The 24,238-nt window shown below is 61.8% G+C and carries 12 protein-coding genes; 4 read left to right on the plus strand and 8 right to left on the minus strand.

Annotated features, from left to right (window positions below; all coding sequences use genetic code 11):
* Positions 1–86: 86 nt before the first annotated feature.
* Positions 87–1,349, minus strand: coding sequence for a kynureninase (gene kynU, locus CN673_RS15715; RefSeq protein WP_099867332.1), 1,263 nt, complete (start codon positions 1,347–1,349; stop codon positions 87–89).
* Between the two features lie 114 nt (positions 1,350–1,463).
* Here kynU and dxr point away from each other — a divergent pair, with 114 nt between their 5' ends.
* A complete protein-coding gene (gene dxr, locus CN673_RS15720) occupies positions 1,464–2,684 on the plus strand; it encodes a 1-deoxy-D-xylulose-5-phosphate reductoisomerase (protein ID WP_099867333.1) in 1,221 nt (406 codons plus the stop codon).
* A gap of 28 nt (positions 2,685–2,712) precedes the next feature.
* On the opposite strand, the gene hemA is transcribed toward dxr, so the two are convergent.
* The 4 genes from hemA to CN673_RS15740 all read right to left on the minus strand — a co-directional run bounded on the left by hemA (position 2,713) and on the right by CN673_RS15740 (position 7,939).
* Positions 2,713–3,927, minus strand: a complete 1,215-nt coding sequence (hemA, locus tag CN673_RS15725) for a 5-aminolevulinate synthase (protein ID WP_099867334.1) — start codon at positions 3,925–3,927, stop codon at positions 2,713–2,715.
* 210 nt (positions 3,928–4,137) lie between these two features.
* Complete coding sequence (locus CN673_RS15730; RefSeq protein ID WP_099867335.1) at positions 4,138–4,935, minus strand: FAD binding domain-containing protein; 798 nt, start codon at positions 4,933–4,935, stop codon at positions 4,138–4,140.
* 75 nt (positions 4,936–5,010) lie between these two features.
* Complete coding sequence (locus tag CN673_RS15735) at positions 5,011–7,356, minus strand: xanthine dehydrogenase family protein molybdopterin-binding subunit (protein WP_099867336.1); 2,346 nt, start codon at positions 7,354–7,356, stop codon at positions 5,011–5,013.
* Positions 7,357–7,450: 94 nt separating this feature from the next.
* Positions 7,451–7,939, minus strand: a complete 489-nt coding sequence (locus CN673_RS15740) for a (2Fe-2S)-binding protein (RefSeq protein ID WP_099867470.1) — start codon at positions 7,937–7,939, stop codon at positions 7,451–7,453.
* Between the two features lie 599 nt (positions 7,940–8,538).
* On the opposite strand from CN673_RS15740, the gene CN673_RS15745 reads away from it, so the two are divergent.
* Both CN673_RS15745 and CN673_RS15750 read left to right on the plus strand, forming a co-directional pair.
* Positions 8,539–9,708: an FIST N-terminal domain-containing protein gene (locus CN673_RS15745; RefSeq protein ID WP_099867337.1), complete on the plus strand. Its 1,170-nt coding sequence runs from the start codon at positions 8,539–8,541 to the stop codon at positions 9,706–9,708.
* A gap of 5 nt (positions 9,709–9,713) precedes the next feature.
* On the plus strand, positions 9,714–11,075 hold the full coding sequence (locus CN673_RS15750; protein WP_245409945.1) for a hybrid sensor histidine kinase/response regulator: 1,362 nt from the start codon (positions 9,714–9,716) through the stop codon (positions 11,073–11,075).
* 5 nt (positions 11,076–11,080) lie between these two features.
* On the opposite strand, the gene CN673_RS15755 is transcribed toward CN673_RS15750, so the two are convergent.
* The gene (locus CN673_RS15755; RefSeq protein ID WP_099867338.1) at positions 11,081–11,749 is read right to left on the minus strand and encodes a response regulator transcription factor; all 669 of its coding nucleotides are present in this window, start codon (positions 11,747–11,749) and stop codon (positions 11,081–11,083) included.
* Between the two features lie 332 nt (positions 11,750–12,081).
* On the opposite strand from CN673_RS15755, the gene CN673_RS15760 reads away from it, so the two are divergent.
* A complete protein-coding gene (locus CN673_RS15760; protein WP_099867339.1) occupies positions 12,082–13,854 on the plus strand; it encodes a glucan ABC transporter ATP-binding protein/ permease in 1,773 nt (590 codons plus the stop codon).
* A gap of 132 nt (positions 13,855–13,986) precedes the next feature.
* Here the strand turns inward: CN673_RS15760 and CN673_RS15765 are convergent, their stop codons facing one another.
* Positions 13,987–15,165, minus strand: a complete 1,179-nt coding sequence (locus tag CN673_RS15765) for an OpgC family protein (protein WP_099867340.1) — start codon at positions 15,163–15,165, stop codon at positions 13,987–13,989.
* 199 nt (positions 15,166–15,364) lie between these two features.
* Complete coding sequence (locus CN673_RS15770; RefSeq protein ID WP_099867341.1) at positions 15,365–23,980, minus strand: glycoside hydrolase family 94 protein; 8,616 nt, start codon at positions 23,978–23,980, stop codon at positions 15,365–15,367.
* Positions 23,981–24,238 lie beyond the last annotated feature (258 nt).

Consider the following 24,238-nt stretch of genomic DNA (forward strand, 5'->3'; position numbering starts at 1 on the left):
AAGCATTAACCTTTCGGTTCTTTGCTGCCGGCCATCGAATTTCCTTGCTTGTGACTCGTTTGTGACACGTTTCGCCGCGCCGCGCTTCAGGTCACCCGCGCGCGTCGATTGTATTGGTCTTCGCGCCAGATGCCGCTCGAGAGGATATCGGCGAGGATCGCGGCCGCATCGAAAACATCGACGTACCGCAGATAGAGCGGCGTCAGCCCGAAGCGCAAAATGTCCGGCGCTCGAAAATCACCCACGACCCCGCGCGAAATCAACGCCTGCATGACCGGATAGGCTGAAGGATGGCGGAACGATATCTGACTGCCGCGCGAGGCATGGTCACGCGGGGTGAGCAAAGTCAGTTCCCCTCCGGCAGTCAACGCTTCGACCCTTTCGACAAAGAGGTCGCTGAGCGCCAGTGATTTCTCCCGCACGACCGCCATGTCGACGTCTCTCCAGACCGACAGCGCCTTGTCGAGCGCCGTCATCGAAAGAACTGGCGGCGTTCCGGTCAGGAAACGCGCGATGCCCGTCGCCGGCTTGAAACTCGGGGTGAAGTCGAAAGGCGCGCGATGGCCGAACCAGCCCGACAACGGCTGCACGGCATCCTCCTGCAAATGCGGCGCGACATAGCAGAACGCCGGGGCGCCCGGTCCGCCGTTCAGGAATTTATAGCCGCATCCAACCGCGAAATCGGCGTTTGTCGCAGATAGCGCCACGGGCACCGCCCCAGCCGAATGGGCAAGATCCCAGATGGTCAGCGCGCCGACCGCGTGCGCACGTTCGGTCAGGTCCGCCATGTCCAGCATGCGGCCGTCCCGATAGTTCACGTGGGTCAGCATGACCACGGCGACATCTTCGCTCATGGCCGGCGCAATGTCCTCGGCCCTGTCGACCAACTTGAGACTGTGGTCGCGGCCCAGCAAGGTCATCAATCCCTCGACCATGTAGAGATCGGTCGGGAAATTCGATCGTTCCGAAACGATGACGCGTCGGTCCGGTCGCAGCGAAAGGGCGGCGGCGAGCACCTTGAAGAGATTGACAGAGGTGGAATCCGTCACGACGACATCGTCGCTCCCGGCGCCGACCAGCGCAGCGATCTTGGCCCCGGCGCGCTGCGGAAGGCCGATCCAGTCGGCCTTGTTCCAGGACTCGATCAGATCCTCGCCCCACTCGCGATGGAGCGCGGCTTCAACCGCGCTCGCTGCGCATTTCGGCATCGCACCGAGTGAATTGCCGTCGAGGTAGATCAACCCTTCGCGCAGGTGAAATGCCTCCCGCATCGGTCCGAGAGGGTCCGCGCGATCCATCTCAAGCGCGCGCTCGCGCGCGGCATTCACATTGCCGGCCTGTTGCGTCATAAGGTCTCCGTCGCTGTTTCGCGCCTGCCGCCGGCGGCGCCCTTGCGCTATCGACGCGCTTGACGACACCCGCCGCACCCGTCGATTGTCAGGCTTTACGAAAGGTCCGCCAGTTTGAACAGCCCTGCCCTCGTCGATCAACCAACCGCCCGTCCTCGTGAGCCGCGCCGGTTGGCGATCCTCGGTTCCACCGGGTCGATCGGCTGCAGCACCCTCGACGTTGTGCGCCACCTTGGTGGGCGCGACGCATTCGAGGTGGCGGCATTGACCGGCCATACCAACATCAGGCTCCTTGCCTCGCAGGCGATCGAGTTCGGCGCCGAATTCGTGGCGACGGCGGACGACAGCCAGGCGGCCCAGCTAAAGGCGCTACTGGCCGGTACCGGTATCGAAAGTGGAGCGGGCCATGGCGCCGTGATCGAGGCGGCCGGACGCGATGCGGACATCGTCATGGCCGGCATCGTGGGTATCGCCGGGCTGGCGCCAACATTGGCTGCAGCGGCGCGCGGCAGCGACATCGCGCTGGCCAACAAGGAATGCCTCGTTTCGGCCGGCGCGCTGTTCCGCAAGGAAATCGCCCGCGGCGGCGGGCGGCTGCTCCCCGTCGACAGCGAACACAACGCCATCCATCAGTGCCTTGCTTCGGGAGGCCGGGAACGCCTGGAGCGCATTATCCTCACCGCTTCCGGCGGGCCCTTTCGTAATTATTCACTTACGCAAATGAGCCAGGTCACGCCGGCAACCGCGGCCGATCACCCCAACTGGTCCATGGGTCTCAAGATATCCATCGACAGCGCATCCATGTTCAACAAGGCGCTTGAGATGATCGAGGCTCTATATCTGTTCGAGACGTCTCCGGATCAGATCGAAGTGTTGGTCCATCCGCAATCGATCGTGCACTCCATGGTGGGGTATTCGGACGGATCGATTCTTGCTCAGCTCGGCACACCCGACATGCGCACCGCAATAGGCTACGCGTTGGCCTATCCGGAGCGCGCTGAACTGCCGGTGGAGCGACTGGATTTCACACGCCTTTCGCGCCTGGACTTCCACGCCCCTGACGAAACGCGCTTCCCTGCCCTGCGTCTGGCGCGCCAGGCGATGCGCCAGGGAGGCACATTCGGTGCTGTCCTCAACGGGGCCAAGGAGAAAGCCCTGGAAGCCTTTATCGCCGGGGAGATCGGCTTTCTTCAAATGGCCGAAGTCGTGGAAGCGGTGATGAGCCGATACGGCAGCTCGAACGCGCCCGACAGCATAGACGCCGTCTTTGCGGCCGACGCCGAAGCCCGCACACACGCAGGCGAAAAAATAGCGGCGCTGCGAAGCGCCGCCTGATCCGCATCGTTCACGTTTGGTTTTGGGCCTAAGCGACTGCGCGCGCCAGCGCACAACGAGACCACAAGCTCGACAATGCTGATACCAGATGGTCGATATCGGCATCGGAATGGAGCGGCGACGGCGTGATCCTCAACCGTTCGGTCTTCTTGGGCACGGTCGGATAATTGATCGGCTGCACGTATACGCCGTAATTGTCGAGCAGCAGATCCGAGATCCACTTGCACTTCGCCGCATCGCCGACCATGACCGGCACGATATGGCTCGGGTTCGGCATGTAAGGAATGCCGATCGCATCCAGGCGCGCACGCACCCGTGCAACACGGTCCTGATGGCGCAGACGTTCCACCTGGCTCTGTTTCAAATGCCGGATAGACGCGAGAGCACCAGCTGCGAGCGCTGGCGGCAAGGCTGTCGTGAAGATGAAGCCGGACGCGAAAGACCGGACGAAATCGCACAATGCGGCCGATGCCGCGATGTAGCCGCCCATAACGCCGAATGCCTTGCCGAGCGTGCCCTCGATGACCGTCAGGCGGTGCATCAGGCCTTCCCGCTCGGCGATACCGCCGCCACGCGGACCGTAAAGGCCGACCGCGTGCACTTCGTCGAGATACGTCATGGCGCCGAACTCGTCCGCGAGATCGCAGATTTCCTTGATCGGCGCGATGTCGCCGTCCATGGAATAAACGCTTTCGAAGGCGATCATCTTGGGCGCAGACGGATCCGCAGCTTCCAGCTTGGCGCGCAGATCGGCAAGGTCGTTGTGTTTCCAGATAACCCGCTCGGCCTTGGAATGGCGGATGCCTTCGATCATCGAGGCATGGTTGAGCGCGTCGGAAAAGACGATGCAGCCCGGAATGCGAGACGCCAATGTGCCCAGCGCAGCCCAGTTTGAAACATAGCCTGATGTGAACAGCAGCGCCGCTTCCTTGTCATGAAGATCGGCAAGTTCCTGCTCGAGCAGCACGTGATAGTGGGTGGTGCCTGAAATGTTGCGCGTGCCGCCAGCACCCGCACCGCACCGGTCGATCGCTTCCTTCATCGCAGCGACGACGGCCGGATTCTGTCCCATGCCGAGATAGTCGTTCGAGCACCAGACGGTCACGTCCTGCTTGCCCGCAGCCGTATGGCGCGTGGCGCGGGGAAAATCGCCCTTGTGCCGCTCCAGATCCGCAAAAACGCGATAACGGCCTTCCTCGCGAAGTCCGTTGAGAGCGCTTTCGAAAAAGGCGTCGAAATCCATCGTCTGCTCCGATTATTGCTCTCCGTTTTTCAGGTTGGAATGACTCTAAGTCAAGCAGCCAGCCCGGATTCATTGCAATTTCTAGATATAAAGGACTGGTTTTCGGGCACTGTGCGACCACCCGCCGCATCGCGTGCAATGCGGCATCGGGTAATGCAACGCAAAAGGCCGGCGCGACGGCCGGCCTTCCGAAACAACCATGTCGCTGGCTTATCGCGCGCTCTCGACCGCCCGTTTTGCCATGACCTTGACGAGATTCGCCCTGTACTCCGACGAGCCGTGCAGGTCCGACAGCAGTTCGCCTGGATCAACCGCAAGATCCTTGATCGCATCGGCAGAGAAGTTGGACGAAAGCGCACTCGCTGCCTCGTCCCAGGAGAAGACACCGTCTGCACCGGCACCCGTGACCCCGACCCTGACCTCGGAGCCCGTCTTGGCGACGAAAACGCCGCACATGGCATATCGCGAAGCGGGATTGCGAAACTTCTCGTAGCCGCTCTTCTCCGGCGCGGTGAAGGAGACGGCCGTGACGATCTCGTCGTCCTCGAGCGCGGTTTCAAGCAAGCCAGCGAAGAACTCGGAAGCCTTCAAGGTGCGTGCGTTCGTATGGATCGTCGCATCGAGCGCCAGCATCGCGGCGGGATAGTCGGCTGCTGGATCGTTGTTGGCAAGCGACCCGCCGATCGTACCCATGTAGCGCACCTGCGGATCGCCAAGCACGCTCGCCATCGAGTGCAGGCCATAGCAAGCTTTCGCGAGCTCTGCCGATTCCTTGATCTCGTAATGTGTGGCCGCACCTCCGATCTTCACCTCGCTGCCGCTCACGCTGATGCCCTTCATCTCGGGGATGTGGCGCAGATCGACGAGGTCGGAAGGTGCGGCGAGGCGCTGCTTCATCGTCGGCAGAAGCGACATGCCGCCGGAAAGGAATTTGCCGGATTCGCTCTGGCCAACCAGCTTGACCGCCTCATCGACCGTCTTGGCTTTATGGTAAGTCGTTGCGTACATACTTCATCTCCTTGGGAGGTCGAAGCAAGCAGCTCTCTGGCTTTGCTGCTCGCTCCGTTCGATCATCGTTCCGGTTCAATGGGAATGCAGCAAAGCCCAGACCTTCTCCGGGGTTGCGGGCATATCGAGCTTGTTGGTGCCGATCGCGTCCGTGATCGCGTTGATCACCGCCGGTGGAGAACCGATTGCGCCGGCCTCACCGCACCCCTTGATGCCCAGCGGATTGCCAGGGCAGGGCGTGTTCTGATGCGAGACCTGGAATGACGGCAGGTCGTCGGCCCGCGGCATGGTGTAGTCCATGTAGCTGGCCGTGATCAGCTGCCCTGTCTCCGCATCATAATGCGCCGCCTCCAGCATCGCCTGTCCGACACCCTGAGCGATGCCGCCATGCACCTGGCCTTCGACAATCATCGGATTGATGATGTTGCCGAAGTCGTCTGCGGCGACGAACTGGATGATTTCCGTCTTGCCGGTGTCCGGATCGACCTCGACCTCGCAGATGTAGCAGCCTGCCGGGAAGGTGAAGTTGGACGGGTCATAGAACGCGCCCTCCTTCAGGCCCGGCTCCATGCCATCGGGAAGATTGTGCGCCGTATAGGCGGCGAGCGCCATCTGGAACCACGGCAACGTCTTGTCGGTGCCGGCAACCTTCAGTTCCCCGTTCTCGATGACGATGTCGCCCTCGTCGGCCTCCAGCAGATGCGCTGCGATCTTCTTTGCCTTGGTCTCGACCTTGTCGAGCGCCTTGGCAATGGCCGACATGCCGACTGCGCCGGAACGTGAGCCGTAGGTGCCCATGCCCATCTGCACCTTGTCGGTGTCGCCATGGACGATGGAAACGCTGTCGAGCCCCACGCCGAAACGCTCGGCAACGAGCTGAGCGAATGTCGTCTCATGGCCCTGCCCGTGACTGTGCGAGCCGGTCAGCACCTCGATAGTGCCGACCGCGTTGACGCGGACTTCCGCCGATTCCCACAGTCCGACGCCCGCACCGAGCGACCCGACCGCCTGGGAAGGGGCGATGCCGCAGGCCTCGATATAGCAGCTCATCCCGATGCCGCGCTTCTTGCCTTTGGATTCCGCCTCCTTCCGACGCGCGGGGAAACCGTCATAGTCCGCCGCTTCCATCGCCGCTTTCAGGGAGGCATCGTAGTCGCCCGCATCGTAGCACATGATCACCGGCGTCTGATGTGGGAACTCGCGGACGAAATTCTTCCGCCGCAGTTCCGCAGGTGAAACGCCAAGTTCACGGGCGGCCGTCTCCATGACCCGCTCGACCAGGTAGGTGGCTTCCGGACGCCCTGCGCCACGATACGCGTCGACCGGCGTGGTGTTTGTGTAGACCGTACGGACATTCGCGTGGATGGCCGGGATGTTGTACTGGCCAGACAGCAGCGTGGCATAGAGATAGGTCGGAACCGATGAGGAAAAGAGCGACATGTAGGCGCCGAGATTGGCGATGGTGTCGACCTTCATGCCGGTGACGATGTTGTTCGCGTCGAAAGCAAGCTTGACCGTCGATACATGGTCGCGGCCATGGGCATCCGTCAGAAAGGCCTCCGTGCGGTCGCACACCCATTTCACCGGCACGCCGGTGCGCTTGGAAGCCCACAAGCAGACAATCTCCTCGGGATAAATATAGATCTTCGAGCCAAAGCCGCCGCCCACGTCCGGCGCGATCACCCGCAGCTTGTTCTCGGGCGCCACGTTGTAGAATGCGCTCATCACGAGGCGCGCCACGTGCGGATTCTGCGACGTCGTCCAGCAGGTATAGTGATCCTCCGCCTCATCGTAGTGGCCGAGAGCGGCGCGCGGCTCCATCGGGTTTGGCACGAGGCGGTTGTTGATGATCTTCAATTCGGTGACGTGCGCCGCTTCGGCGATCGCCTTGTCCGTTGCCGCGCCGTCGCCGATCTCCCAATCATAGATCAGATTGCCCTTGGCTTCGGGATGCAGTTGAGGCGCCCCGTCTTGCAGCGCTTTCACCGGGTCAACGATCGCCGGAAGCTCCTCGTAATCGACGACGACCGCGTCTGCCGCATCGCGCGCCTGCGAGCGGGTGTCGGCAACGACGATCGCGACGGCGTCGCCGACATAGCGGACCGTGGAATCGGCGAGTGGCCGCCAGGCGCCCATGTTCATCGGAGAACCATCCTTGGAATGGATCATCCAGCCGCAGATCAGGTTGCCGATGCCGTCATCCGTCAGCTGCTTTCCGTTCAGCACCGCGATAACGCCAGGCATGCCCTCCGCCGCGGAGGCGTCGATGCCTGCAATCTTGGCATGGGCATGCGGCGAACGGACGAAGGCGGCATGCTTCATGCCGGGCACCACCATGTCGTCGGTGTAGCGCCCCTTGCCGGTGATGAAACGCTTGTCTTCCTTGCGCTGGACCCGCGCGCCGATTCCTTCGATACCCATAATCGTCTCCTCCTCATGCGCAGCAGGACCGCGCCTCGCTCCCTCAGCGGACCTTTGGCGGCAGAGCGCTCACGCCGAAAGGTCGATGAATGCCCTATTCGGCCGCTTGCTTGCGCGCGCCCATCGTGTCGGCGGCGGCCAGTACGGCCTTGACGATGTTGTGATAGCCAGTGCAGCGGCAGATATTGCCCTCCAGCTCGTGGCGGACCGTTTTCTCGTCCAGCTGGCCTTGGTGGCGATTGATGATGTCCGTCGCCGCCATGATCATGCCCGGCGTGCAAAAGCCGCATTGCAAGCCGTGATGCTCCTTGAATGCAGCCTGCACCGGATGCAGTTCGCCGCCTTTGGCGAGCCCCTCGATCGTGGTGATTTCTGTGTCGGCAGCCTGGACTGCGAGCATCGTGCACGATTTGATGGCCTTGCCGTCGATGTGGACGATGCAGGCACCGCATTGCGAGGTGTCACAACCGACATGCGTTCCCGTCAGGCCGAGATTTTCCCGGATAAAGTGGACCAGAAGCGTACGGTCTTCGGCCTCGTGCGAAACCTCGCGGCCATTCACCTTCATCGTAACCTTCGTCATTCCATTCCTCCCGCCGGCCTTGTGCTCGTGCGGTGCCTGCGGCTGTTCAGCGTTGGCATCCGTCGTTTCGATCACCGGTGATTTGATGTTGTCGTCCTTGACTGGGCTTGGCGCCGCCTGACTGCGGCTCGGTATGTCGTTGCTGGCCACCACCCTGGGTCGTGGCGGCTCTGCAGGCGGCTCCACCACGCGTCTTGGCGGTGGCGCCGGATGTGCCGGGGCCTTCAGGCCGAAGAGGCGCATGACCCGATCGATGATGCCTTCGCTCATCCTCGTCTCCTGTCGACGGCCGCAGCACTGACATAGTGTGTTGTCCTGCAACCGGTTTTCAAGTGCAAATTCGCCATCTCCCGACGCTGCCCTAGTCGCGGGATGAAGCGCCCGCACACAGGCAAACGTCCGGAAGTTGCACGAACTTCCGCATGATTGCGATCCATTCAGCGGTTGCGCCACCCATCGCCGCAAGGATGCTGAAACGCGCGATAAATTGACATTGTACTTTCGGCCATCGCCTCGACGCTGTTTGTCTTGAAAAACCAAGCTGGTGGACGAATAGTGGCACGGGTCGCGCAACGCCGCGGCAGGGAGGTTGAAAGCGCATGCCGTGTCAAAGCACGACCTATGCTTGTGGCATCGTCGCCATCGATGCGCGCGACGTGTCACCAGACACGTTCGCACGCGAGCTGGCGCGCCAGGCGAATTTGGCGAAAGCAGAGATCGCATCCATCTTCTTTTCGCAGGATCGCGTCGACGCCGCCGCCCTCGTCGAGGCAATCGCTTGTCACGCGCCAGCACTGCGATACGCAGGCTGCTCGACCGCCGGTGAAATCACTCCGAACGGCTATTCCGAGGGCTGCATTCTCGCGATGCTGTTTCCGTCGGCCAGTTTCAAGGCATCGGCTCTGCTTATCGAGGACGTGGCGACGCGGCGCATGGAAGAGCTTGTCGCCGCGGTCGAAGCGCTGCGCAGTGCATTCGACGAAAAGCCCGCCAATGCTGGTGGCGACATGTTCTCGGTGCTGCTTATCGACGGATTGTCCCGCGTCGAGGAAACGGTGACGTCGGCGCTCTATTGGAGCCTTGACGATATCCCGCTCGTCGGCGGTTCCGCCGGTGACAATATGCGCTTCGATCGCACGACGCTGATCCACAATGGCCGCGTCGCAACCGGCTGCGCCATCGTCATCCTCGTGCGCAGTGCCCTGCCCTTCCACATCTTCAAGACGGAGAACTTCAACCCCACGGCACAGAAGCTGGTGGTCACCGCATCCGATCCCGACAGCCGCACCGTTTACGAGATCAACGCGGAACCGGCAGCCGAAGCGTATGCCTCGGCGATCGGCATTGACCCGAAGTCGCTGACACCGATGAGCTTCGCCTCCTACCCCGTCGTCGTCCGGGTGGGTGGCGAGTACTATTGCCGGTCGATCCAGAAGATGAACGAGGACGGTTCGCTGTCATTCTTCTGCGCCATCGACAACGGCATCGTACTGACGATCGCCGAACCGATGGGCATGGTGGAATCGACACGCCAGAAGCTGCACGACGTCTCGGCCCAGTTGGGCGGCACGGATGTCATCCTCGGATTTGACTGTGTCCTGCGCCGGCTGGATGCAGAGAACCGCCAGAGTTTCGCGGCAATTTCCAAACTCTATCGCGACAACAATATCATCGGCTTCGGGACTTACGGCGAGCAGTATCGCTCGATGCATCTGAACCAGACCTTTACCGGCATTGCCTTCGGTCGCCAGGTCCTGGCCGCGGAGTAGACAGTGTGACAGGTGCCATCGATCCAGACGAAATCGCCAAGCTTCGCAAGATCAATGCGGCGTTGATCGAGCGCGTGGAACGCTCGATGGATCAACAGGGAAACGCTTTTTCCCTGTTTCAGACGGCGATCGGCCTTGAAAGCCAGGTACGCCAGCGCACCGACGAATTGACCGCAACGCTTCGGCGACTGGAACAGACCAACAGGGCCTTGAGTGCCGCAAAGGAAGCGGCCGAGGCCGCCAACATCTCAAAGACCCGTTTCATCGCGGCCGCGAGCCATGACGTTCTGCAGCCTCTGAATGCCGCCCATCTGTCGATCTCGGCTCTTTCGGACCTGCAGACGACAGCTCAGGGGCGAGCCCTTGTCCATCAGGTCGAACAGTCTCTGGAGACGATGAACGACCTTCTGCGCACGCTGCTCGATATATCCAGGCTCGACAGCGGCGTCATGAGACCAGACGTGACCAGCCTGCCTCTCGACACCATCCTCGACAGCCTCCGCTCCGACTTTCAGCCGATCGCCGCTGCCAAGGATCTACACATACGTTTTCGGCCGACCAACGCCATTGTGCGGTCCGACCGCAGCATGCTGCGACGCATCCTGCAGAACATCATTTCCAATGCGATACGCTACACCAAGACCGGCGGCGTTCTGATCGGCTCGCGCAGACGTGGCGCCATGCTGCGCATCGACATCGTCGACACCGGTATCGGCATTCCGGCCGACCAGTTCGAGGCTATTTTCGAGGAGTTCCACCGCGGAACCATCCCGGCGGGCATCGATACCGCGCACCAGGCCGGGCTTGGTCTCGGCCTGTCGATCGTCCAGCGAATGGTCTCCACGCTCGGCCACCACATCGCCTTCACCTCGAAAGAGGGGCACGGCACCGCGTTTCACCTTTATGTGCCGTTCGGCCAGGCCCACTCCCGCCGCCTGACGACGGGGGAATACGCACCGAAGCGCCCGACCGGCAACAGCCTGTTTGGCACCAACGTCATTCTCGTGGAAAACGACCGTGCGGTGATGGAAGCGATGCTGACCTTGCTGGAGAGCTGGCATTGCTCCGTGCGGATGGCCAGCAATGCCAGCGATGCGATAAGCTTTCTGGCTGACGCCGATTGGCGGCCCGATATCGTCATCGCCGACCAGCATCTCGACGAGGGCGATCTCGGATCGGACACGATCGAGCATATCCGCTATTACCTGCGCCGACCCGTTCCGGCACTGATTGTGACGGCCGACCCGTCACCAAAGCTCGTCGAACGCTGCCGCGCCATCGATGTGGAAGTCATGCTGAAGCCACTGAAGCCCGCGCAGCTGAGAGCGCTGATGGCCCACATGCTCGCCGCCGGCCGGCAGACCTGAACCCGTCAGCGCCGATCGCTGGAAAACACACTGAGATCGGCCACATCGAGCTTCGAAACTTCGATGACGACCTGCGTGCGGCTATAGACATTGAGCTTGCGCAATATTTCGGAAACATGCGCCTTGATCGTCGTTTCCCCGACATTGAGTTCGAACGCGATCTGCTTGTTGAGAAGCCCTTCCCGCAGCATCTGCAATACGCGCAATTGCTGCGGCGTCAGGGTCGACAACCGACCGATCATTTCCTTGCGCGCGGCGTCCCCGTCGGTGGAACTGGGCGGGGCGTAGAATGCGGGAACATAGATCTCCCCGTCCATCACGCGCTGGATCGCAGTCGTCAGTTCCTGTTTGCGAACCGATTTGGGAATGAAGCCCGAGGCACCATAGGAGAGAGCTTCCGAGATCACCCGCGCATCCTCATGGCCCGAAACGACCACCACTGGCACCCGCGGATAATGGCTGCGCAATTGAAGCAACCCCTCAAACCCCTGCACCCCTGGAATTTTGAGATCCAGAAGGACGAGGTCGAAATTGCGTTCATCGCGGAGTATTTCCAACGCGCTGGTAAAATCTACCGCATCCATGGTCTCGACGTCGGGATAGGCCAGTTCCACGGCACTGTGCAACGCTTCGCGGAAGAGTGGATGGTCGTCGATGATCAGGAAACGTGTCATAATCTCAATGAAAGCGGCCAGTGGCCATTTGTCACCCCTAAACTCGCCGGCCAGGCAAATTTTCCGGCGCATTTATGCAGTTGGTGGGGTCTAGAGCTTGCCGGCAACCCCTTGGCTCCTATTTGCTCTCGAAATGTAGGGGTGGCGGAACGCCGCCCCGCGACGGAATCTCGCACCTGCGAGAATTATAATCACGTCATGTAACATGAAGCGCGCAATAGTTGCGCGGGGTTTGGGAACCATGCCCCTGAAATCCCATTGTCTTTCCCAATATTGCGGCTAACCGTGATCTGATGGTGCATCGCACAATCGCTGCGAATTGGAGTAGCTGAATGACATTGACGGAAATCTATTGGCGGGCTCTCCGCTACCTCGGGACCGAGCGAACGGGAGTTCTCTTCGTCTGCGCCGCCAATGTCGTGCTCGCAGTCGTCACGATTGCCGAGCCGATCCTGTTCGGACGTGTCATCGATGCGATCGCCGAACGCTCGGGCATCACGTCGACACTCGGGCTTTGGGCCGCGCTCGGCATCTTCAACATCGTGTCCTTCGTGATCGTCGCGCGCAGTGCAGATCGCCTGGCGCACCGGCGCCGCGTTCAGGTGCTGTCGGATTCCTTCGAGCGCGTGATCCGCATGCCGCTTTCCTGGCATCACGACAAAGGCACCTCGAATGCGCTGCACACGATGCTGCGCGCGGTCGAGGCGCTTTTCGGTCTTTGGCTGGAGTTCATGCGCCAGCACCTGACGACGGCCGTCGCCCTGGTGCTGCTGATACCCACTGCGCTCGCCATGGATCTTCGCCTGACGATGGTCCTCGTCGTCCTCGGCGTTCTTTATTTCATGATCGGCCGCTTCGTCATGAAACGGACGAAGGAAGGCCAGAGTGCGGTCGAGCGTTATCACCATGACGTATTCGGCCATGTCAGTGACTGCATATCCAACGTTTCCGTCCTGCAGAGCTACAATCGCATGGACAGCGAGGTGCGTCAGCTTCGCATCCACACCACCCGCCTGCTGGGTGCACAGTTCCCCGTTCTGGACTGGTGGGCGCTTGCCAGCGGTCTCCATCGCATGGCCTCGACGATTTCGATGATCGTCGTCCTCCTGATCGGGGCGCTGCTCGTCTCCTCGGGTCAGTTGCGAGTCGGTGACGTCGTGGCGTTTGTCGGCTTCGCAAACCTGCTGATCAGCCGGCTGGACCAAGTGATGCAGTTCGTCAACCAGATCTTCGAGGCACGCGCCAAGCTGGTCGACTTTTATGCGCTGGAGGATGCCGTCGACCAGAGGGACGAGCCGGCCGGACTCATCGACGTCGGCCGGGTGAAAGGTCATGTCCGGTTCGAGAACGTCACGTTCCAGTTTCCGAATTCCGGACACGGGGTGCGCGACTTGTCCTTCGACATCCCGGCCGGCAAGACGGTCGCTATCGTCGGCCCGACGGGCGCGGGAAAGACCACGCTGATCAATATGCTGCAACGCGTGAACGATCCTCATCAGGGTCGCATCATGATCGATGGCACGGACATCAGCACCCTCACCCGCAAATCGCTGCGCGACAACATCGCAACCGTGTTTCAGGACGCCGGGCTGCTCAATCGTTCGATCGAGGAAAACATTCGTCTCGGTCGCACGGAAGCGGCCGATGCCGATGTGACCTCGGCAGCCTCCGCAGCCGCGGCCGACGAGTTCATTCGCAGCAAGTCAAGCGGATACGACACCGTCGTCGGGGAGCGTGGCGGCCAGCTCTCGGGCGGTGAACGCCAGCGAATTGCCATCGCGCGTGCGGTGCTGAAGGACGCGCCGATCCTGGTGCTCGATGAAGCGACGAGCGCGCTCGATGTCGAGACAGAGCAGCGCGTGAAAGATGCGATCGACGAACTCAGGCGCGAACGGACGACATTCATAATCGCCCACCGCCTGACCACGGTTCGGGATGCGGACTATGTCATGTTCCTCGATCATGGCCACCTCATCGAGGCCGGAAGCTTCGATGACCTGGCGGCAAGCAATGGCCGCTTCGCATCGCTTCTGCGCGCTGGCGGCCTGCTGACCGACGACGAGGTTCGCCGTGTCAGCCACGTAGCCATCGCTGAAGCCGCCTGACAGGTCAGCTCGGCAAACGTTCCTGCTGGGACGGCCGCGGCCCAAGGGTGCCACCACTCAATTGAAAAGGCCGGCGCATCAATGCGCCGGCCTTCTTTTTTCGCGGCCAGGCGTAACCACCATGATGCCCAGTCAGACGGCTTTCCCCTCGGGCATCTCGGCCGCAGCGGCGGGACCGGTCTGAGGAACGAGCGATGGCGCCTTGACCTTGCGACGCAGCAGCTGGCCTTCCCACTCGAGGTAGTAGGCCAGAGCGAACTGCAGTGCGATGCCGGTCGACAGGATGATGGTGTCGATGACGAAGCCGGTTTCCGTGAGATACCCGATGACCTGTCCGGCCATGGAGAGCACCGTTCCCGCCACAAACACGGCAAGACCATGGCGCCCCATCACCGCCAGCGGGTTTGATGGCTTGCATCGCGTCCACCGCGAAAAGAACGGGAAGGCAAGGAACACATATGCCATGGCCAGCACATGCAGAAGGCGCGGCAGCGTGAGGAACGTTTTGTTGAAATCACCGAGCACAAAGGGCAGCGGCAACCTGTCCTGAAGGCCCCAAAGCGAGAGCTTCACCCAGACGAGCGAAAAAAGGAGCCATCCGATCGCCGATGCCACCAGCCAGGGATGGATCGCGATCGTGCCGCCACGGCGCACATGAAGCACCCCGGCGATTCCAATTGCGAAGAGGAACTGCCAGGACAGCGGGTTCAAGAACCAGAGGCCGTCGTTGGGATAATGCGGCGGTCCGATCCTGTAGAGACCGGCCAGCAACCAGATCATCGCCGAAACGCCCAGCATCAACGAAAGGCTCCGGCTCGCAAGATAAAGCAAACCTGGCACCATGATCATCACGGCCGCATACATCGTAAGGATGTTGTTGTAGCCGAGCTGGTGGCCGAGCGTCACGATGCCGAGCAGCGCTTCCGGCGTTTCCTGAAAGACCGGTGTCAGGTTTATCTTGGTCATCAGTTCCGGTGCGGAGTACCAGAGGGCGCCGGCCGCGAAAATGGCGATCGTCGCCATGGTCGCCATGACGTGCGCCACATACAGGGTAATCGCGCGGCGCCAGGTGCGGACAAGGACGATCAGGCGATTGCCCGGCAAGAATTTCGTTCCGTAGGCCAGTCCGACGGCGATGCCGGATATCAGGACGAACGTCTCTGCCGCATCCGAAAAGCCGAAATTGCGACTGGTGAAGGCCTCGTAGAAATTGCCGGGAACGTGGTTGATGAAGATGGTGATCAGCGCGATGGCACGCAGGACGTCGAGCCTGCTGTCGCGCTGCGTTGCAGGCAGCTGGTCTTTGTTCATGTTCAAGTGCTTATCGATTACCGTCCGTTGGCCAGCCTGACGTCGCTGAGCGGCGCGCCCGACTGTCCGATGCGACATGCCTTCAGGCAACGAACCTGTGGCCGGCGCATAAGACCCACGTCCCTATTTTGTGAAGAGCGGATGCACATTGACCTTCTGCCGAGCCATCTCGTGCATCCGCGTTTTCACTGAAACGTGATCATGGCGATTTTGTTGCATGGCCGGCGGAAATCGCCAACACACCGTCCTCAAGAAGGTTTCCGTCGACGCGGACCCGGTAGCCCTCATCTGCCCGTTCGACGACGATTTCCCGGCGCCGCCCCTCAAGAACGAGCCGGGCCGTGTAGCCATCCCATGCGGATGGAAGACACGGTTCGATCATGACGCGATCGCCTTGGCGTCGTATGCCGAGAATGGCCTCGACCGCGGCGCGGTAGAGCCAGCCGCCCGAGCCCGTATACCAGGTCCACCCGCCACGTCCGTCGCGCTCCTCGCCGGAATAGACGTCGGCGGCGACGACATAAGGTTCGACCCGGTACCGCTCGGCAGCATCACGCGTGCGCGCGTGACTGATCGGATTGAGCATGTCGAAGCATCGATGGGCATCGTCGCCGCGGTCCATACGGGCCAATGCATAGACGACCCATGTTGCCGCGTGCGTGTACTGACCGCCATTCTCGCGCACGCCAGGGGGATAGCCCTTGATATAGCCAGGTTCCTTGTCGGTGTTCTCAAAGGGTGGCGTGAAGAGCCGCACGATCTGTGCATCCTCGTCGACCAACTGGTCGAGAACCGCGTCCATGGCCTGGGTGGTCCTGGAGGGATCGCCGTGACCCGACAGAACGCTCCAGCTTTGCGCGATGGAATCGATACGGCACTCGCTGTTTGCCGCCGAGCCGAGCGGCGTCCCATCGTCGAAATAGCCGCGACGATAATAGGCGCCGTCCCATCCCGCCTCTTCGAGCGCCGATTTGAGTTTGCCCGCATGCGCTTCCCAGCCGGCGAGGCGTCCGTCATGGCGTTGCGCTGCCAACGGCTTGAACGCGTCGATAGCGCTCAGGAGGAACCAACCGAGCCAGACGCTTTCACCGCGCCCGTCCTCACCGACGCGGTTCATGCCGTCGTTCCAATCACCGCCCAGGATCAACGGCAGGCCATGCGGACCTGTCCGTTCCACGGCGAGTTGCAGCGCCCGCGCGCAATGTTCGTAAAGCTGAGCCGTCTCGCCGGAAACCCGCGGTTCGAAAAAGCTGTCGTGCTGGCCCTCGCCGAGTGGATCGCCTTCAATGAAAGGCAGCGAGACGTCGAGGATGTCCACATCGCCTGTCGCCGCGAGATATTGGGTGACGCCATAGACCAGCCAGACGACATCGTCGGAAATCATCGTTCTCACACCGGCACCGCTCGCTGGCAACCACCAATGCTGGACATCGCCCTCGGTGAATTGCCGCCGCGCGGCGTTGAGAATTTGGTCACGCGCCAGCGCCGGATCGTGCAGCATGAGCGCCAGCGTGTCTTGCAGCTGGTCGCGGAACCCGAAGGCGCCGCTGGCCTGATAGAAGGCCGAGCGCGCCCGGATACGGCAGGCCAGGCTCTGATAGGGCAACCAGCGATTGACCATGATGTTCATGGCGTCATCTGGCGTCTCGACCTGCAGCGTATCGAGAAAATCGTCCCACTCGACCTCGGTCCTTTCCAGGCAGCGCTTGAACGTCTCGCTCCCGTCACGCTGCGCCAGCGCCGTGGCCTCGGCGAGTTGACCGACATCGCCGAGCAGGAACACGATTTCGCGCTTCTCGCCCGGGGCGATATCGAGATCGGTCGAAATCGCAGCGCACGGATCGCCGTCGGGCTCGGTCATACCCGACAGGACCTTGCCCGCATAGACGGCCGACGGATGGTAGATCGAACCATTGCGACCAAGAAATTCACGGCGGCTCGATGTGAATGAGACAGCCGCCTCACTGCACGACATGAAGGCGACGCGGTCGGCATAATCGATGCTATAGGGATTGGCGGCCGACAGAACCCCGCTTGCGCTGTCGAAGGCCGGGACGACGAAGGGCGCCGACTTCGACCTGTTGTTGCCGAGCACCCACTCCGCATAGCCGTATACCCTCAGGCGCCGCGTCTGCGTGCCGTCGTTGGCGATCACGAGACGCGAGAGCTTGACGGGATTGTCCGGGTCGACGACCTGCGTCAGCTCCATATCGAGTCCGTCGGCGCTCTTGGTCTTGAAACAGCTGAAGCCCTGCCCGTGGCGCGCCTCGAATACCTGATTGCGATCGCGCGAAAGCGCGGCAAACGGTGTGAAGACCGCCGACGTCTCTCGATCCGCGATGAAGAACGCCTCGCCCGGCCTGTTCTCCACCGGGTCGTTGGACCAGGGCGTCAGCTGATAGTCACGCGAATTGCGGCTCCAGGAAAAGCCGCATCCCTCAGCGGAAATGTGGAAACCGAAATCTCCGTTCGACACAACGTTGATCCACGGGTGCGGCGTTGCCGCTCCCCCATGCAGCCGAACCACGTAGTCGGATCGCGCCCCTTCGAACCCGCCATAACCGTTGAAGAAGCGCAGCCCTTCGCCGTCGATCGCGGCCACTGCCGGCGGCACGGGCTGAATCGCGCGCGATGCGCCGCTGTTTGTCGCCACAGGCCGTGCCCTGGGCGATGGAACAGGTCGTCCTTCCTCTGCGATACGCTCGCTTTTTGCGCGCGGCACGGTTACGGCGCTGGCCGGCGGTTCGTGCGAGACACGATCGATCTGAGTGGACAGCTTTCCGTTTCGCGCGTGGAGGACGATCCGCGACGCGGCCATCAGGGCGTCGTACGTCGTCGGTTCCATCAGGTCGCGCCGAACGGCGAAGATGTGCTGCCGCGGTCCTTCGGCGGTCCCCCGCAAGCGCGCGTTTTCGCACATTGTCTCGATCGAGCGCTGCATGTCCTGCGCATAGGACGTGGCCCGTTCGTTGACGATGACCAGATCGGCGACAAGCCCCCTGGCGCGCAGATATTCCTGTGCAAGCAGGGCCTTCTTGACGATTTCCTGGTCGGCCTCGTCATTGATGCGCAGTGCGCAGATGGGATAATCCCCCGAGATCGCCAGCGGCCAGAGCGCGGATTGCTTCGTCAGGCCCGCGGAGAATGACTCCGTGCCGCTGCGCAGTTGAAGATCCGGATAGATGAGGTAACGGGCCAGACGCTGGAAATCCGCCGCCTCCTGCGAACTGATACCAACGTGACGGGTCTGCACCTGCGAACGTGTCCAGGCCTGCATCATTTCATGATTGAAGCTCTCCGCATGGCGGTACCGTAGGACAGCGTCCTCGATCTCATGGCGGCTCGGCGCCGCGAGTGTCCAGAAGATCACCCGGCTTTTCTTGCCGGCCGGTACGCGCACCACCCGCCGCAGCGAAAGGATCGGGTCCATGGTGAACCCCTGGCTGCCGGAAAGCTTCGCGTCGGCATCGAACGCGGCCGCATCGGACAGGTTGCGCCCCCGGCCGATGAAGGCGCGCCGGTCCGTTTCTGCCTGGGTGTCCCGCGACAGGTTGGAGCTGTCGACGATGAGATGTGCGACATGCATGTCGGGATCGTTCGGCGCCCGTTTCTTGCGCTCGGCGAAAATGACGTCGCCCTTCGGGCCGATCTCGGTCTTGACGAACATCTTGGAAAACGCCGGGTGCGCGGCATCGGCATCGTCGGCGGCGATGACCACCTCCGCATAGGAGGTGACTTCGATGAAGCGATCCTCGGTGCCGTTGTTGAAGATGGTCAGCCTGCGCGCTTCGGCGTCGCTCTCCACCCCGACGATACACTCCAGTTCCGAGCGGATGTCGCCGACGGTCTTGTAGAATTCCGCCTTGTCGTCGGCGAAGATCGTCAGCGTCTCTTCGCCTTCGGCCTGCTTGGGTTCGGCCGTCGCCGACCACCAATCACCGGACCGTTGATCGCGCAGGAAGACGAACGAGCCCCAGCGGTCTTCGGTCGGATCAGGTTTCCAGCGCGTCACTGAAAGGCCATTCCAACGGGCATAGCCCGAACCTGTCGCCGTCAGCATGGTCGAATAATGGCCGTTCGACATGAGGGACGTCATGCGTTCGGCATGAAGCGGATCACGCACGATCCTGAGTTCCGGCCGCCGCAGTTCCGCGGGACCCTTGGATGACAGTTTCTCGTCGTGCTTGATGGTGATGACCGGCACATCGCGCGGCGCCTTTTCCTGCAACAGCAGTTCTGCCGCCTCGATGACGGGATCGCTGTGGAACAGGTCGCGCAGACGGCCGGAAAAGACGACGTTGGCGATGGCCGCGATCGACATGCCGTGATGGTGCGCCATGTAGTTGCGAACGACAGCGTATGTCTGCTTTTCGGGAACGCGGCTCGGCGTGAAATCGACGGCATCGTAATAGCCGTAACGTCCGAGCGCACCAAGGGCGCGGAGCTTTGTCAGGTTGGCAACGGCATCGCGCGGCCGATACTGGCTGGCAAGCACAGTGGCATAGGGTGCCACGACGGCGTTTTCGCCGAGACCTCGCTTCAGACCCAGAGAGGGAACGCCGAAATTGGAATACTGATAGGTCATCTCGGGATCGCGCGCATTGAACGCGGCTTCCGAAATGCCCCATGGAACGCCGAGGCTGGCGCCATACTCCATTTGCCGGCGCACGATGAGATTGTTCGTCTGATTGAGGATGCCGCCTTGCCGCTCCTGCATCACCAACGGCGGCATCAGATACTCGAACATCGAGCCCGACCATGACATCAGGGCACCATGCGCCCCGACCGGCACGATCGGTCGGCCAAGGCGGAACCAGTGCTCCGTCGGCAGGTCCCCCTTGGCAATGCCGAAAAGGCTCGTCAGCCGCGCTTCGGAAGCGAGAAGGTCATAGCAGCTCTCGTCAAGCTCGCGTTCCGTCACACGGTAGCCGATCGACAGCAGCCGACGATCGGCGCGAAGCAGGAAGCGGAAATCCATGCTGAAGGCGATGTCGCGCGTGCGCTCGCGCAGAGCCGCGAGCCGGGTGCGCAGCGCCTCGACATGGTGCGGATCGAACACGGCATCCGCCACATGCGCTTCGCAGGTCCGCGTCAGTGATCGCGCCCAATGGGTCAGATCGCCGCTTTCGACGGAATCGATCTCTTCGTGCAGATCGCCGGAAAGCTTCTCGATTTCCCGCGCAAGCACGGTGAGATTGATCGTGCGGATCGATGCGAATTCAGGTTCGTGCCTGAGCTTGGCCAAAGCCCGCCGGAAGCCTTGGATGCGCTCGTCGAGCCTGTGCCGCAGGGGCCGTACGGTTCGCCGGTCGTCGGCGACAAGGGCGAACGTTTCCGCAACCACCGCCGCCACATCATCGATCCCTTCGATCGATCCTTGCAGGAAGGCCGCCGGTGCGTCTGCCCACTCGCGGCAGGCCGACGATACCGCGATGAGGTGTCCCGCCAGGTTTCCGCTGTCGACCGAGGAAACGTACTGAGGCATCAGCGGCTGCAGCGTGCGCGTGTCGTACCAGTTGTAGAGATGGCCCCGATGGCTTTCCATCCGACCGATCGTCGCCGTCGTCTGCTCGAGGCGCGACACCGCTTCCTCAAGGCTTATCCAGCCGAAATCGCGCGCCGATACGATGGAAAGAAGGTAGATCCCGATATTGGTCGGGGACGTGCGCCCAGCAACGATGGGAACCGGGGTTTCCTGAAAATTGTCCGGCGGCAGGTGATTGTGCTCGGCCGTCACGAAGCTTTCGAAATAGTGCCAGGTCCGCCGGGCGACCTTGCGAAGCTCCAGGCGGTCGTGCTCGGTCACGACGAGCCGATCCTCCGTCTCGGCGGACTGGCTGACGAACCACGCGACCGCGGGCGAGAGCGCCCACAAAAGGCTGAAGGGAATGGCGACGAGTTCCCCGCCATTGCCGAAGAACAGGAACGGCACGGTCAACGCCACCAGCGCGATCGCGGGCGCCTGCCACATGGCACGGTAGAATGACGCGAGATCAACGGAGGCGCTGCCATGCGCCGAGGCGGCCGTGCGCCATTCCAGCATCTTCCGGTGGCTGACGAAGAGGCGATAGAAACTGCGTGCGATCGCGTCGCCCATGTTCCATGCCGTGTGAGCGATGAAGACGATTCTCAACACGACCTGTGCGGTTGCCGAAGCGAATTCTTCGATCACCGACTGCAGGTGAGCGCGCGGGATGATATCGGTCCGGCGCGGAATGGCGCCTGCGATGAGACCGAGAGTCGGCGCGACGAACAGGCTGAGGATCATCGTCATCTGCCAGATGATCGCGGGCTGGAGGGGCAGCAGGGACCAGCCGAGAACCGAGCCGATCAGCCAGAAGATTGGTGTCAGCGATCGCCGGAGATTGTCGAACATCTTCCAGCGACCAAGCGCACTGACGCGTTCCTGCCAGCCGAGGATGAAGGGCAGCAACTGCCAGTCGCCTCTCGCCCAGCGATGCTGGCGCGACGACTCGACCTGATAGCGGACGGGAAAATCTTCGACCAGCTCGACGTCGCTGACGAGTGCGCTGCGCGCAAACGAGCCCTCGAGCAGGTCGTGGCTAAGCACCGCGTTTTCGGGAAGTCGGCCCGCCAGCGCCGCCTCGAAGGCATCGACATGATAGAGCCCCTTACCGGTGAAGGAACCTTCCTCGGCGATATCCTGATAGACGTCTGATACGGTGAAGACGTAGGGATCGAGACCGCGATTGACGGAGAATATCCTCTGGAACGCGGAGGCTTCGTGCCCGGTCGTCAGGGACGGCGTGACCCTCGGCTGCAGGATCGCATAGCCACTGACGACACGGCCGTCCTTGTCGAGCACCGGGCTGTTCAAGGGATGGGCGAGCTTGCCGGCCAGCTTGGTGACCGCGTCGCGCGTGAGCCGCGTATCGGAATCCAGGGTCATCACGTAGCGGATGTCGTCGGGCAGCGGGCGGTCGAGTGGAAGATAGGTCGTGTCCTGATCGCCGCGCAGCAGGAGGTTGAGCTCGTGCAGTTTGCCGCGCTTGCGCTCCCACCCCATCCAGACGCCCTCGGACGGATTGAACAGGCGCCGCCGGTGCAGCAGGAAGAACCGGGTGCGCCCATCGAAGGCGTAGCGGTCGGCAAGCGCATTGACCTCTCGCTGCGCATAGTCGAGCAGGTCGCGGTCCGCCTCGGTTTCCTCATTCTCGCTATCGGCCCAATCCGACAGGAGTGCGAAGGAAATCTCTCCGGCCGTGTTGGCGAGGTAGTGGACCTCCAGGTTCCGCAGGAGATCATCGACCCCGTCACGCGAACCGATGAGGCAAGGCACGACGAGAAGCGTGCGCGCCTCCTCCGGTATACCGTCCTTGAATTCGTAGCCGATCAGCCGGGTGGGTCGGACGGTCAGTGAAATTGTGGTGTTATAGAGCCCGGTCGCCGCTTCGCTGGCCGGAAACAGGAAGAAGAACAGCAGCGGCAGGCTCACTGCCGCAGAAACACCCATGGCGGATAAGAGCCAATAGCCCACGAACAGGAAGATGGGTATGAGCAGCAGTGTGGGGACGGCGATGGAGCGCCATCCGAAACGACGGGTGATCCGCCAGATCCTGTCACGCAGCGACGGCTTGTAGTCGATCGCCTTTTCCAGATCATGACGCAGCGGCCCGACCAGGACCCGGCCGGCATCGACACCGCTCTGGGTGCCGGAAACGCCTCCCGCCATGGCGATCGCCGTTTCGGCGACATGGGTCTCTTCGCAACCCGCGCGACGCGCGAGCCGCTCAACAGCCTCTCGATAGACATCGCGGGACTGGAAATCGAGCTGCGCGAAGGTGGAGCGTTCGCGCAGGACCTGATCCACCCGGCTGATCGATTCGAACCAGACGGTCCAGTCGGTATCGTCGATCTTGCGCAAGGACCGGATGATCGCACCCATCGTCGCATTGCCCGACGAAAGGCGATTGTGCTCCAGGACAAGCACCTCCTCGGCATCCATGCCGCGTGCCTCAAGCTTGGCCTCGAGCCAGGCGATCGCCTCCTCGGCAATGTCGGAACCGTCACGGAGCCGATAGAGCAGTTGCGCCGCGAAAGCATTGTCGTGGGTGTAGTGCTCGTTCTCGATGAGGATCGGGGTGCAGCTCTCGCCGCTCGCCAGCTTCTGGATCCGGTCGGCCACCATGTTGGCGAGCCGCCGCATGTTGCGGGCATTCTCGACGCGCTGCGAAATCCGGCTGAGATTCTCGATAAGGACGAAACGGAGAATTGAAGGCAGCGCCCAGATCTCACCGATCTTCAGCACCTTGCGCGTCTGAAAACCTTCCACCATTGCCGTCAGGCTGTGCAGTGTCAGGGAACTGTGCGTATGCGCGACATAAAGCCAGGCAAGCGCCAGGGCTTGGGGCAGTTCGCCCGTCTCGCTCATCGCGAGCGTTGGCAATTGCCGATAGAACTTCAACGGCAGGTCTCGCCGCACCTGCCGTATGTTCTGTTCGACCAGATAGTGATTGTCGAGCAGCCACTCCGCGGCTGGCGTGATCATCTCGCCGACTTCATTGGCATCGCGGGTCGAGCGATAGGCGTTGAGGATCGCCGTCTCGTTTTCCTTCTGCCGGGCGATGATGTCGAACGTCTTGAACTCCGGCAGGGCGCGAATTTTCCCTTCAGCCAGTTCGCGGCCTGCAATCTCTATCTCCTGATCAGAAAGATAGGTCGCACGAATGGAGTCGCTCTTGTTCGCCTGCGTCGACAATCGATGAACCCGGCGACCGCTGGCAACCCCTCGTGACTTTGCTTCGCTTTCAGCGGCTTGCGGATAGCGGCTCGGGGTCTTGTCTTGGAAGTTCATCGCGGATCGCTGCTTCTGGCTAGGCTGACGGCTGATAGAAGGATGTGGAGCCGGACACCGGCAGAAATGGGGCTGACCTACCCGCCGAGGGGACAAGTAACCCACGTTTTTCCAAACCGGTTCCACTCACCTTTCTGGGAAAGCTGAAATATGGCGTGATCTCGCTCGCCACAGGGAACGTTTTCACTTTTGCGGAGTCATTACAACGCTTGCGGCGATCCGGTGTCGGCATTCGCCCGTAGGTATCAGGAACAATGT

Origin of the sequence: Neopararhizobium haloflavum, from assembly GCF_002750855.1 — a bacterium.
In the GTDB taxonomy this organism is placed as follows: Bacteria; Pseudomonadota; Alphaproteobacteria; order Rhizobiales; family Rhizobiaceae; genus Georhizobium; species Georhizobium haloflavum.

What these genes read in the sequence shown, in the direction of transcription:
- kynU (WP_099867332.1), bottom strand. Translation starts at nt 1,349, where the DNA reads ATGACGCAACAGGCCGGCAATGTGAATGCCGCGCGCGAGCGCGCGCTT.
- hemA (WP_099867334.1), bottom strand. Translation starts at nt 3,927, where the DNA reads ATGGATTTCGACGCCTTTTTCGAAAGCGCTCTCAACGGACTTCGCGAG.
- CN673_RS15730 (WP_099867335.1), bottom strand. Translation starts at nt 4,935, where the DNA reads ATGTACGCAACGACTTACCATAAAGCCAAGACGGTCGATGAGGCGGTC.
- CN673_RS15735 (WP_099867336.1), bottom strand. Translation starts at nt 7,356, where the DNA reads ATGGGTATCGAAGGAATCGGCGCGCGGGTCCAGCGCAAGGAAGACAAG.
- CN673_RS15740 (WP_099867470.1), bottom strand. Translation starts at nt 7,939, where the DNA reads ATGACGAAGGTTACGATGAAGGTGAATGGCCGCGAGGTTTCGCACGAG.
- CN673_RS15745 (WP_099867337.1), top strand. Translation starts at nt 8,539, where the DNA reads ATGCCGTGTCAAAGCACGACCTATGCTTGTGGCATCGTCGCCATCGAT.
- CN673_RS15755 (WP_099867338.1), bottom strand. Translation starts at nt 11,749, where the DNA reads ATGACACGTTTCCTGATCATCGACGACCATCCACTCTTCCGCGAAGCG.
- CN673_RS15760 (WP_099867339.1), top strand. Translation starts at nt 12,082, where the DNA reads ATGACATTGACGGAAATCTATTGGCGGGCTCTCCGCTACCTCGGGACC.
- CN673_RS15765 (WP_099867340.1), bottom strand. Translation starts at nt 15,165, where the DNA reads ATGAACAAAGACCAGCTGCCTGCAACGCAGCGCGACAGCAGGCTCGAC.
- CN673_RS15770 (WP_099867341.1), bottom strand. Translation starts at nt 23,980, where the DNA reads ATGAACTTCCAAGACAAGACCCCGAGCCGCTATCCGCAAGCCGCTGAA.